Source organism: Arthrobacter sp. NQ7, assembly GCF_029581595.2.
In the GTDB taxonomy this organism is placed as follows: Bacteria; Actinomycetota; Actinomycetes; order Actinomycetales; family Micrococcaceae; genus Arthrobacter; species Arthrobacter phenanthrenivorans_B.
The window spans coordinates 55902-68510 of record NZ_JARFXU020000005.1 but is presented as its reverse complement, the minus strand read 5'-3'; the positions used below and the strand labels follow the sequence as shown (position 1 = coordinate 68510).

The following is a 12609-nucleotide window of genomic DNA, read 5'->3' as shown; positions in this document are numbered from 1 at the left end:
GTTCCCTTTAAGCGGGCTTTCCTGCTCCTGTTACTGCTTCACGGTCAGTACTCCCGGCCCGGTGAACTGCACGGCATGGTTCTTGACCGCCTGCGGCGTGGTGAACGCTTTGTAGCCGTAGACATCCGCCGGGTTCCAGCCCACGTCCGTAGTGAATTCCCAGCCCGTCCAGTCGGGAGCGGGCGAGCCGCTGGCCGCGGCTTCGGCGAGCGCCGTTTCCCGGTGCTGTTCGAAGGAGGCCCTGGCGATCGCATCGAGGTCCGCCGGCTGGCCGTTGAACCAGGAGCCCGTGTCGCTGAAGCGATGGCCGTTGTAACTGCTGACCATGATCGACGGGTCGGCGCCGGGCCCGGTCAATTCGAAGGCATTGCGTTCGGAGAAGATCCGGGACTCGTAGCCGGCTCCCAGGAAGTAGCTGCTCCCGCCCTGGGCTTCGCTGGTGAGCGGGTAGTAGGGATCATCGGTGCTCCCCGTGAAGTAGTTGTTGACCACGTGCACCTGGCCGAACCGGACGCGGGGCGCACGTTGCTGCAGGTTTTCGAAGTAGTTGCCGATGTAGCTAACCCGCAGCTTGCCACCATCCTTGTCCACGTGTTCATCGCCGGAACCAAGCAGCATGGTCTTGTCATGGTTGGAAAGCCTGCTGTTGGAAATCGTCACGAAATCCGTGCCGTCCTTGAGGTCCAACAGGCCGTCGTGCCGGTTGGCCGGTTTGCCGTTGGGGCCCAGCGGCGCCTCACTGTCCGGGAAGCGGCCATCGGACAGACGCATGTGGTCGATCCAGAGATGGTCGGACGTAACAGAGGAAACAGCATCGAACCGTGCGTTCCAAGCACCGTTTCCATCGTCGGGTGACCAAGTCGTGAAGTAGTCGACCGGAGCCTCAACGCTCAGGTTCCGGAGCACGACGTTCGTGGCGCTTAGGATCACGATATTGGCGCCCACGAAGCCTGAGTCCGGGCCCAGCCCGATCACGGTGGTGTTGCTGGGGATGCTGACCTCGATCTGTCGCTTCATGTTGTTGCTTCCGGTCTGCCGCAACTGCCGCTGCTTCTTGCAGTAGTCGAAGGTCTGGTCGCTCCACACCTTGCCGTCCGGACCGAAGCAGGAGATGTACTTGGCAATGTCGTAGCCTGCTGCGTAGTCCTGCTCGCCGAGGATGCGCCCGTCCAGTGCCTGGTTTCCGTCGATGGTTCCCTTGACGTAGATGACCTTGGGTGCAGTGGGCTGGCCGTTATTGGCCAGGGCCGCTTTCAGTTCACTGAGCGTGCCTACTTCGTAGCGGCTTCCGGCGGGTCCGCTTGGACTTAGCCGTGGCGGGGTCCGCGGGCGCCCGGCCCTTCTTCGTCGCTTAGACACAACGCATAAGGGGCCTCATCGGTCGCTGGGCGACCTCCGAGGCCCGATGCGCCGCGATGCGCTCCTACGAGAAGGACCGGGCCCCGCTTTCGTCGCAGGTTCAGCGAAGACGCGTGGTGACGTCCGAGCGAAGGACTGCGGTTCCTTCGCGTAGGAGCGCATCGCCGACCAAAGCGGCGCGCAGGTCGCCCAGCGACCGTAGCGGTGCGGCGGGAGGTGTCTAAGCGACGGCGAAGGACCGCTGTCCGCCGCAACGACGCCGCGCACCCGCCGTTTCTCCTGTCAAGAGTCCTTCACAGGACAAACACAGGTACGGCCGGATCACTGCACAGGATCTCCGGCGAAGGTTGATCCGAAGCCGGCCCTCCGCGCCGGCACCTGAGTCTTAGGAGTAACGTGAGCGTCCTTGCCCGGAGTGTAGGCAACGCCTTCAGAAACAAGGTCCGCACCGCAGCGGTTGTCGCGGTGCTGGCCGTCGCCATTGGTCTCGCATTGGCGATGCTCGTGGCCAACCAGGCGGTGGGGGCCAAAGTCCAGGAGCTGAATGCCTCCGTGGGCACCGTCCTGACCGTCAACCCCGCTGGTGGGCAGGGTTTCGAAGGCGGTGGCGAGCCCCTCACGGCGGACCAGGCAGCCACGGCTGCCGGCGTGCCCAACGTCAGTGCCGTCGTCGGGACCTCATCCCTGCGGCTCCGCAATGCGGCTGAACAAGCGGCGCAGGCGGCGGCCGGCCAGGCAGGCCAGGCAGGACAGGGTGGACCCGGAGGCCAGTCCGCAACCACCCTGACCACCAGCCTCACCGCGGCTGTGGATGCCGGCACCCTGGGCAACCGCAACCAGCAGGCCAATGGCACCGCCGGTACCTCCGGCAGCACCGGAACCACGCAGCGCGTCAGATCGCTCCCCATCACCGCCACCGGTGTTGGCGCCGAAGTGGACACCACGGGCAAGGCCCTGAACATCACCCAGGGCTCCGGGCTCGGCGACTACACCGCTGCATCCACCGGCGCCCTGCTGGGCACGACCCTTGCCGAAAAGAACAACCTCACGATCGGGTCCGCCTTCACCATCAACGACCAGACCTACACCGTCTCCGGTTTGTTCGACGCCGGCACCGCCTTTGGCAACAACGCGCTCTACGTCACGCTCCCCACCGCCCAGGCCCTCGCCGGAACACCGGGTGAGCTGTCCAGCATGATCGTCACGGTCAACTCCATGGACAACGTCGCCACCACCAAGACTGCGCTCCAGTCGGCGCTCGGCACCGACAAGGCCGACGTCACCCAGGGACAGAACCTGCAGACGGCGGTCAGCTCCCTGGACAGCGTCAAGAACATCTCCTTCATCGCCTTCATCGCAGCCCTTGGAACAGCCGGCCTGATCATCCTGCTGATCATGGTGATGCTGGTCCGCGAGCGCCGCCGCGAGATCGGAGTCCTGAAGGCGATCGGCGCTCCCAACCGCACCATCGGCCTGCAGTTCGTCCTCGAAGCCCTGGTCCTGGCGGCCCTGGGCAGTGCGGTGGGCGCCGCCATCGCGTCCTTTGCCAGCGGCAGCATCGCCTCCGCCCTGATCAGCAGCAACACCACCACGACACCCACCGCAGGGCGGGGCGTCCCGGGTGCCGGCGGAGGATTCCCCGGCGGGCAGGGCGGACCCTTCGGCGGCGCCTCCCAGTTGCTGAATTCCGTCACGGCAAGCGCCTCCCCCGGCGTGATCGCCGGAGGCATCGCCGCTGTCTTTGGCGTTGCCATCATCGGAGCCCTGGTTCCCGCGCTGCTCACAGCGCGTATCCGTCCCATCGAAGTCCTGCGAGGAGAATAGCCATGATTGAAGTAAAGAATTTGGTCCGCACCTTCAACTCCGGTGACCGCACCATCAAGCCCGTCAACGATGTCAGTTTCACCCTGGAGCAGGGCACGCTGGCCTCCATTGTGGGAAAGAGCGGCAGCGGCAAGAGCACGCTACTGTCCCTGCTGGGCGCCCTGGACAAGCCCACGAGCGGCGACGTCGTGGTGGATGGGGTCAGCCTGGCCAGTCTTCCGGACGGCAGGCTGACGGAGTACCGCCGCCGGGACATCGGTTTCGTGTTCCAGCAGTTCAACCTGATCCCGAACCTCTCCGCCGTGGACAACGTCATGCTGCCCATGGAGTTCGCCGGGGTCCGCAAGGCCGCCCGGCTGCAGCGCGCCAAGGACCTGCTGGAACAGGTCCAGCTTGATCCGTCCAAGCACGACCGGCGGATCAACAGGCTCTCCGGCGGCGAGCAGCAGCGCGTTGCCATTGCACGGGCCCTGGCCAACGAGCCCAAGCTCATCCTGGCCGACGAGCCCACCGGCAACCTGGACGAGCAGACGGGCGACCACATCATCGAGCTCCTGAGCTCCCTGAGCCGGGACCACAACACCACCATCCTCGTGGTCACCCATGACAGGGTCCTTGCCAACAAGACAGACCGCCGCTTCCGCCTTCAACAGGGGAAACTGACCGAAGAACCGGTCCGGAGCCGAAACACCGTCGCGGCCACGGCCTGACGCAGCGGGTCCTTCGGCGGGGGAAGCGCACAGCGGCTCCTCCCGCCGTCGGCCTCTTCCCCTTACCCCACACCACCCGGGGTGCGCAGTTCCCCGGCGCCCCCGCGGGGCTGTGACAGGATTGCTGCTATGACTGCCCCCATCGCCACGCCATGGCTGTCCAGCCAGCCCAACCAGGACCCCCGGTCCGCCACCGGAGCTCCCCTGCGTTGGGGAATCATCGCAACAGGCAGCATCGCCCGGGCCGTCTCGCAGGATCTCGCGCTGCTTGACGACGCCGAACTGTACGCGGTCAGTTCCAGGACCCAGGACACGGCGGACGCGTTCGCCGTCGCCTACGACTTTGCCAAGGCCTATGGGGACGACGGCGGGGTGCCCGGCTACCAGCGGCTGCTCGCCGACGACGCCGTGGATGTTGTCTACGTGGCCACACCGCACGCCCAGCACCACGAAATCGTCCTGGCCGCCCTCAATGCTGGCAAGCACGTGCTCTGCGAGAAGGCGTTCACCATCAATGCCCGGGAGGCAGCGGAGCTCATCGAGCTTGCGCGCAGCAAAAAGCTGTTCTTGATGGAGGCTGTGTGGAGCCGTTTCCTGCCGTCCATGCAGCGCGCATTCCAGATCGCAGCCTCGGGTGAACTGGGCGACATCCACTGGATCACCGCAGACCTCGGATTCCCGGCGCCGTACTCCCCCACGGCCAGGCTGTGGGCCCGGAAGGACGGTGGAGGGGCCTTGCTGGACCTGTCCGTTTACCCTCTTCTCTGGGCGCTCGGGACACTCGGGTTCCCGCAGACCGTGAGCGCCACCGGCTTTGTCAATGACGACGGCGTGGATGCGCAGAATGCCATGACGCTCGGCTACGGCCATGCCGCCCAGGTCCAGCTGACGTCATCGCTCCTGGCCCACGGTCCGCGCACCGCCACCGTGTCCGGAAGCCTGGGTTTCCTGCAGAGCATCGGCTCCATCAACAACCCGCGGGAGCTGGTCATCGCCACGGGCTGGGACGAGCGCCGGACGGAAACGTTCGACGTGGTCGGCAAGGGTTACGCGTATGAGCTGCGGGAAGTGACGCGCTGTGTGCAGCAGGGCCTGACCGAAAGCCCTGTCATGCCGCTGGACGATACCTTGAACACCATGCGCCTTTTCGACGGGGTGCGCGCCCAGCTTGGCGTGAGCTACCCCAACGACGGTCATTAGCGGAGGCTAAGGGAAGGACGACGGCGGCGCGGCTTTAATCAGGGTGGTCACGTATGTGACTGGCCGCCTTACACAGTGACAGCTACGGCACGGGTGCCTCCAGTTTGTAAAATCCTTTGAGCGAACTCTGGACTTCCGGTAAGAATCGGTTTTACCCTTTAGACAGCATCGATTGCGCCGGTCACTGGGGGGTGGTACGCATGGCTCGACTAAGTTCGCCGTGGAGTGCCCTGCGCCCAGTGCTCCTGGCCGGCGCCGCGGCCGTCACCTGGCTCACGCTTTCGTCGACCGCAGCTTCCGCCGATGCGGGCCATGACTCCTCCTCACTTCTGGGCAGTGTCGCCAATCCCGTTTCGACGCTGTCGCAAAACGTTGTGGAGGCCATCTCCCCGGCGCCAACCGGATCCTCCACCGATCCTGCGGCAGCACCCGGGCTGGCGCAGCCCGTGGCAGCCCAGGTTTCCGGGCTGGCGGACGATCTTATCGCTTCGGTTCCCGTCGTGGGCCAGGTTGTTCCGGTTGAAACTGTTTCCACGGGCACCGCTCCCCTCGCCGAACTCGCCGACGAGGTGACCATCGGGCTCGTGGACGCTGTTGCCGAACCGGCAGCCGAGGCGTTGCCGGTCCTGGAACCGGTCCTTCAGCCGGTATCGGATCTCGTGACAGGCACTGACCAACTGCCCGTTCCGCTTCCCGGGGTGCCGGTCGCGACCGCGCCGGCGGAAGTTCCCGTCGCGGCTTTGCCAGTTTCCGCAGAGGCCGCTCCCGCGGCTCCGGCACCGGACCAAACGGCCGTGCCAACGGCTTCGGAAGCAGATCAGGCTGCAGCGCCTGCCGGGGCAACCGAACGTATCGGCTCCGGCTTGGCAAACCTGCCCAGTGCGCCTCTTGCAGTCACGGCCGGGGCACGGTCAGCCGTCGCCGAAACCTCAGGCTCTGTTTCAGAAGAACCTGTTGGTCCTGCCGACCCTGCACCGCTGCCCGCCCAGGCCCCTCCGGCCCCCGCCTCCGGCACAGGCGCTGGTGGATCCTCAAGCGGGTCCTCCGGTGCGCCGGCCTGGCTCAGCCCGTTCGCCTTTGGTCTTGAACGTCCCGGCACTCTTCCAGCCGCGGACCCCTCTGAGCATGCTCCTGCGCCGGTGTCTTTCGATCCCGGTTCTTCCCCCGATTAGTTGAAGCCCCCTGCCCTTCCCCGGGCAGCACGTGGCTCTACGGGCAGCTGACCAGCGCCCGCACAATTCAACTTTCAGGAGAATCATCATGAACTGCACCCTTCGCAGGGGGCTGCTCAGCACCCTCTTTGCCGGCGGCCTTCTGGCCTTCGGCACCGCTGCCGCCAATGCAGCGGATACCACCAGCGGGACGGACCTTTCCGCCTCCGCCCTCATCTCGGCGGCGGCACCCGCTGACTCGACGTCGTTGGGCCTGCTGGGTGACCCAACGCCGGCAAGCTCAACGGATGTCGCCGCCGCAGTGGACGTGAACCTCGGCCTCGGCACCGTCACCGACGGCACCGGGACAGGCACCGCAGTCACGGACGGCACGGCGGACCTCGCCGTGGATGCAGCCGTGAATCTCGGGCTGGGCGGCACCACCACAGACCCAACGGCCGCCGACCTGGCAGCCGCCGCGGACGTCAACCTCGGCCTCGGCACCGTCACCGACGGCACCGGGACAGGGACCGCAGTCACGGACGGCACGACGGCGGACCTCGCCGTGGATGCAGCCGTGAACCTGGGCCTGGGCGGCACCACCACAGACCCGACGGCCGCCGACCTGGCAGCCGCTGCGGACGTCAACCTCGGCCTCGGCACCGTCACCGACGGCACCGGGACAGGGACCGCAGCCACGGACGGCACGACGGCCGACCTCGCCGCAGCAGCCACCGTCGACCTGGGCCTGGGCGGCACCACCACAGACCCAACGGCCGCCGACCTGGCAGCCGCCGCGGACGTCAACCTCGGCCTCGGCACCGTCACTGACGGCACCGGGACAGGGACCGCAGCCACGGACGGCACGACGGCCGACCTCGCCGCAGCAGCCATCGTCGACCTGGGCCTGGGCGGCACCACCACAGACCCAACGGCCGCCGACCTGGCAGCCGCCGCGGACGTCAACCTCGGCCTCGGCACCGTCACCGACGGCACCGCAGTCACGGACGGTACGACGGCCGATCTCGCCGCGGATGCAGCCGTGGACCTCGGGCTGGGCGGCGTCACCACCGGCGACACCGCCGGACTGGGCGCTACTGTTGATGCCGCCCTCGACCTCGCGGTTGGAGGCATCACCACCGGTGACACCGCCGGTGGAATTGGTGCCGGCGTAGACCTCGGTGCTGATCTCGGCACGGGTACCTCCGGAACCGGCGGCATTGATGCCGGCGTGGACCTTGGCATCGACCTCGGTGTCGGCGGCGGCACCGGGACATCCGGCACGACCGATCCGGGCACCACAGGTCCGGGCACCGGCACCCCGGGTGACGGCACCACCGGTGACACCGGAACCCTCGATCCCGGCACCAGCACTCCGGGTGACGGCAACACGGCCGGCAACGGCGGCACGGCTGGGAATGATTCCACCGGCATGACCGGCGGCAGCGGGACTACGGGTGATGTTTCAGCTGCACCCGCAGGATCGACAGCCGTCAGCGGAGCAATCAGCACCGTCACGGCACCCCGCAGCACCCCGGCCAGTGGCCGTTCCACCCTTGCCAACACCGGCTCCGCCCACACCGGGCTCGCCAACACCGGCTCCGCCCACACCGGGCTCGCCAACACCGGCTGGGACGGTTCGCTGGTTCCCCTGGCCCTGCTGCTCCTGGCGGCCGGGCTCCTGGTAATCCGCAAGCGCAAAGTGTCTTGACTTCACCGCAACAGGAAATGCCCGCAACGAGGCGCCTGAAGCGGCAGCACTCAGCGGGCTGACGGAAGGAGGACACCAGCCCGGAGACGAAGCAACCATACAAAACATGTCATCAGCACACATGTCCTTGTAGCCCATGGTCCGGCGGTGAAGGTATCCGCTTTCACCGCCGGACCGTCGGCCTGCCGCTACGGGAAAGGCGCCGGTCAATCGCCGGTTCCCCCGTCGCGCCCGTATAATTTGAGGTACGACAGTGCCGCAGAGCACCGGGAGGAACGGTCATGGTGGCGGAATCGCCTAGCTCCATCAAGAATGAAGTTGTCGGCGGTCGCTACCGTTTAGGTGAGGTGATTGGGCGGGGCGGAATGTCATCCGTCTACTGCGCCCGCGATGAGAACCTTGGCCGCGACGTTGCGTTGAAATTGTTCGCCCCGCAGGCTCCTGACGCTGAGGAACTCAAGCGGCAGGAAGCGGAAATCCAGCTTCTCGCCACCCTGAACCATCCCGGCCTGGTGACACTTTTCGACGCAGGCATCGACGACCGGATCCCGGATGAACCACGGCCGTTCCTGACCATGGAGCTCGTGGAGGGCCAGGACCTGCGCAGCCGCATCAGGCACAGCCGTGTTCCGTTGGAGGAGTTGTCCGTCATCGGCGCCGGAATCGCAGACGCCCTGGCCTACGTTCACGGCCTGGGCATCATCCACCGCGACATCAAGCCGGGGAACATCCTCCTGGTCCAAATCCGCCCGGGTGAGCCGTTGCGGCCCAAACTTACCGATTTTGGCATCGCCAGGATTGTCGATTCCACCCGGCTAACTGCCACGGGCACCATGGTGGGGACGGCCGCCTATCTCAGTCCGGAACAGGCCCTGGGAAAGCCCCTCTCGTCAGCGACGGACATCTACTCCCTGGGACTGGTGCTGCTGGAGTGCATCAAGGGCACCGTGGAGTATCCGGGCAGCGCCGTGGAGTCCGCCGTCGCCAGGCTGCACCGCGCCCCGGAAATCCCCGATGACGTGCCCTCCGAATGGGCGGACCTCATCCGTTCCATGACAGCCATCGAACCATTGGAGCGGCCGACGGCCGCCGACATCGAGACGGCACTGCGCCAGGCCCTGGTCTCCCCAGCCTCAACGCCGGGCGAACTGGCGCCGGAGACCACCCGCGTGCTGCCCGCGATGCCCTTCCATCCGCCCACCATCACTGCCGAGGAATCGGTGGAGGAAGTCCGGGAGGCAGCGGCAGCCCCGGACTCAAATGCTGACTCTCCAGCCCCGGCTGCCCCGGAACCTGGAGCGGCACCGGAATCCATCGACCCGGCCCGAACATCAGCCGCCAACACCGCCCGGAAGCCCCTCCTGTCACGGAGCCAGCGGATCTGGCTTGCCGTGGTGCTCGGAATCCTGGTGGTTGCTGCGGCCGCCGCGGCAGTGATGATGAGCATCTCCGCCCGGCCAGCCGACGTCGTCCCGTACCCCACGGTGACGGGCGTCCTGGGCGACCACCTGCAGGAGCTGCAGAAGAGCGTCGCGCCGTGACCCTTCCGTCGGCACGCTGCCGCGGCCGGGTCCTGACCGGCTGCGTCACGCTTGTGGCCGCGGCGGCCATCCTCACCGGCTGCGCCACCAACAACAACGGACTGCAGCGGGAAGTCGCCACACAACTGCAGGCCCGGGTCCTGGAAGTCACCCAGGCCTCGTCCCAGAATGATCCAGCATCCGCCCTGAAAGCCCTCGACGGCCTCGAAGCGGACCTGTCAGCGGCCCGGGCGAAGGGGCAGGTGTCCGAGGAACGGCGGCGCAGCATCACCACCGTGGCCACCGCCGTCCGCGCAGACCTCAACAACGCCATCGCGGCGCAGCAGGCGGCAGCGGCCAAAGCAGCCGAAGACGCCCGGACCGCTGCGGAACAAGCAGCCAGCCAAAGCTCCTCCCCCTCCCCCGAACCCACCTCCGCCCAGCCTGCACCGGCACCGGCGCCAGGAAACGGATCCGGAAACGGCGCGGACGCCGGCAAGGGCAACAACGGGGACAAAGGCAAGGGCAAAGACTAGGGCCCGGCGCCCCAAACATAGGGAAGCGGTGCTCCGGTAACTCCGGAACACCGCTTCCCGGCCCCAGGCCGCCGTGCTGTTAGGCCAGGCTGCCGATGACCTTGTTCAACGTGGCGGACGGACGCATGACGGCGGAAGCCTTGGCGTCATCCGGACGGTAGTAGCCCCCGATGTCCACGGGTGAGCCCTGGACCTCGGCCAGCTCGCCCACGATCGTTTCCTCCTTGGCGGTAAGCTCGTTGGCGACCGAACTGAAGGCGGCGGCCAGGTCGGCGTCGTCCGCCTGCTTTGCCAGCTCCTCTGCCCAGTAGCGGGCGAGGTAGTAGTGGCTGCCACGGTTGTCCAGCTCGCCGGCGCGGCGGCTCGGGGACTTGTTCTCCAGCAGGAAGGTGCCGGTGGCGCGGTCCAGGGTGTCGGCCAGGACCTGGGCGCGGGCGTTGCCGGTGGTGGTGGCCAGGTGCTCGAAGCTGACGGCCAGGGCGAGGAATTCACCCAGGCTGTCCCAGCGGAGGTGGTTTTCCTTGAGCAGCTGCTGGACGTGCTTGGGGGCGGACCCACCGGCACCGGTTTCGAAGAGTCCGCCGCCGTTCATGAGCGGGACGACTGAGAGCATCTTGGCGCTGGTGCCCAGTTCCAGGATGGGGAAGAGGTCGGTGAGGTAGTCGCGGAGCACGTTGCCGGTGACGGAGATGGTGTCCTCTCCCTTGCGGATGCGCTCAAGCGTGAAGGCGATGGCCTTGACCGGGGACATGATCTGGATGTCCAGGCCCTCGGTGTCGTGTTCCTTCAGGTACTCGTTGACCTTGGCGATGAGGTTGGCGTCATGGGCGCGCTCTTCGTCCAGCCAGAACACGGCAGGGGTCTGGGAGGCGCGGGCACGGGTGACGGCCAGCTTGACCCAGTCGCGGATGGGGGCGTCCTTGGTCTGGCAGGCGCGCCAGATGTCGCCCACGGAAACCTCGTGTTCGACCAGGACGTTGCCGGTGCCGTCCACGATCTGCACCTTGCCGGCTTCCTGGATCTCGAAGGTCTTGTCGTGGCTGCCGTATTCCTCGGCGGCCTGGGCCATGAGGCCAACGTTCGGGACGGTGCCCATGGTGGTGGGATCGTAGGCGCCGTTGGCACGGCAGTCATCGATGACCACCTGGTAGATGCCCGCGTAGGAGCTGTCCGGCAGCACCGCCAGGGTGTCCGCTTCCTTGCCGTCCGGGCCCCACATGTGGCCGGAGCTGCGGATCATGGCAGGCATGGACGCGTCGACGATGACGTCGCTGGGGACGTTCAGGGTGGTGATGCCCTTGTCCGAGTCCACCATGGCCAGGGCCGGGCCGTCTTCCAGGCCCTTCTTGATCAGGTTCTGGACGCCGTCGCGCACGTCCTCGGGGAGGTCCTCGAGGCTGCTGAGGATGGCGGCGAGGCCGTTGTTGGGGCTGATGCCGGCTGCCGAGAGCTGCTTGCCATAGGTGTCGAAGAGCTCGGTGAAGTAGGCCTTGACCACGTGGCCGAAGATGATGGGGTCCGAGACCTTCATCATGGTGGCCTTGAGGTGGGCGGAGAACAGCACGCCTTCTTCCTTGGCGCGGGCCACCTGTGCCTTGAGGAATTCGTCCAGGGCGGCGGCGCGCATCACGGTGCCGTCGATGACCTCGCCGGCGAGAACCGGGAAGGCCTTCTTCAGGACCTTTACGGAGCCGTCTTCACGGACCAGCTGGATGGCGATGGTGCCCTCGGATTCGATGACCACGGACTTCTCGTTGGAGCGGAAGTCATCCTGGCCCATGGTGGCCACGTTGGTCTTGGACTCCGGGGTCCAGGCGCCCATGGAGTGCGGGTTCTGGCGCGCGTAGTTCTTGACCGACAGGGGTGCGCGGCGGTCCGAGTTGCCCTCACGCAGGACCGGGTTCACGGCGGAGCCCTTGATCTTGTCGTAGCGCGAGCGGATGGCAGTTTCCTCATCCGAGGAAGGGTTGTCCGGGTAGTCCGGCAGTGCGTAGCCCTGGCCCTGCAGTTCTGCAATGGCGGCCTTCAGCTGCGGGATGGATGCGCTGATATTGGGCAGCTTGATGATGTTGGCTTCCGGCGTCTTCGCCAGCTCACCGAGTTCAGCAAGGGCGTCACCGATCTGCTGTTCGGGGGTCAGGTAGTCACCGAAGACGGCGATGATGCGGCCGGCGAGCGAAATGTCGCGGGTCTCCACCTCCACACCTGCAGTCGAAGCGAACGCCTCGATGATGGGCAGGAACGAATAGGTAGCCAGCATCGGCGCTTCGTCGGTGTGGGTGTAGATAATCTTGGACATGCGCGGGCGTCTCCCTGTGGGTCGGCTTGGTTGTGAAAATTCGGTCTATTTCACCATGTACAACTTACCCGAGGACACGGCGTTGAACCGTACCGGAGCCCCAGCGTTACCCCCTCAGTGGGCAGGATTACAGCGATGGAGAACGGCCGACGGCGGCACGCACCCCAGAGCCGGAACGCGGCGGCCGCTCCCCTTTGGAGCCGGCACCAGCCCGCCTGCACGGCCCTACATGATACGTCACTACTGTTTACAAACCTGTCATATGGCGATAAATTCGCTAGGTCACTCCCAACCCGGGC

At 66.5% G+C, this 12609-nt stretch carries 9 protein-coding genes; 7 read left to right on the top strand and 2 right to left on the bottom strand.

The genetic code is table 11. The features are described 5' to 3' along the window. Nucleotides 1-30 precede the first annotated feature (30 nt). Nucleotides 31-1359: a pectate lyase family protein gene (locus PUN71_RS07945; RefSeq protein WP_277797982.1), complete on the bottom strand. Its 1329-nt coding sequence runs from the start codon at nt 1357-1359 to the stop codon at nt 31-33. Between the two features lie 396 nt (nt 1360-1755). Here PUN71_RS07945 and PUN71_RS07940 point away from each other — a divergent pair, with 396 nt between their 5' ends. The 7 genes from PUN71_RS07940 (at nt 1756) to PUN71_RS07910 (ending at nt 10011) form a co-directional block, all read left to right on the top strand. Beyond that, nucleotides 1756-3183, top strand: coding sequence for an ABC transporter permease (locus PUN71_RS07940; protein WP_277797981.1), 1428 nt, complete (start codon nt 1756-1758; stop codon nt 3181-3183). Nucleotides 3184-3185: 2 nt separating this feature from the next. Further along, on the top strand, nt 3186-3893 hold the full coding sequence (locus PUN71_RS07935) for an ABC transporter ATP-binding protein (protein ID WP_277797980.1): 708 nt from the start codon (nt 3186-3188) through the stop codon (nt 3891-3893). Nucleotides 3894-4022: 129 nt separating this feature from the next. Further along, nucleotides 4023-5093, top strand: coding sequence for a Gfo/Idh/MocA family protein (locus PUN71_RS07930; protein ID WP_277797979.1), 1071 nt, complete (start codon nt 4023-4025; stop codon nt 5091-5093). Between the two features lie 200 nt (nt 5094-5293). Next, a complete protein-coding gene (locus tag PUN71_RS07925; RefSeq protein WP_277797978.1) occupies nt 5294-6265 on the top strand; it encodes a hypothetical protein in 972 nt (323 codons plus the stop codon). An 88-nt stretch (nt 6266-6353) separates the two neighbouring features. Further along, nucleotides 6354-7955, top strand: a complete 1602-nt coding sequence (locus PUN71_RS07920) for a hypothetical protein (protein WP_277797977.1) — start codon at nt 6354-6356, stop codon at nt 7953-7955. A 281-nt stretch (nt 7956-8236) separates the two neighbouring features. Next, nucleotides 8237-9496, top strand: coding sequence for a serine/threonine-protein kinase (locus PUN71_RS07915; protein WP_277797976.1), 1260 nt, complete (start codon nt 8237-8239; stop codon nt 9494-9496). Then, nucleotides 9493-10011 carry a hypothetical protein gene (locus tag PUN71_RS07910; protein WP_277797975.1) on the top strand — a complete coding sequence of 173 codons (519 nt, stop codon included), beginning with the start codon at nt 9493-9495 and terminating at the stop codon, nt 10009-10011. The genes PUN71_RS07915 and PUN71_RS07910 overlap by 4 nt, the downstream gene beginning before the upstream one ends. Nucleotides 10012-10090: 79 nt before the next feature. On the opposite strand, the gene PUN71_RS07905 is transcribed toward PUN71_RS07910, so the two are convergent. Then, a complete protein-coding gene (locus tag PUN71_RS07905) occupies nt 10091-12310 on the bottom strand; it encodes an NADP-dependent isocitrate dehydrogenase (protein ID WP_277797974.1) in 2220 nt (739 codons plus the stop codon). Nucleotides 12311-12609 lie beyond the last annotated feature (299 nt).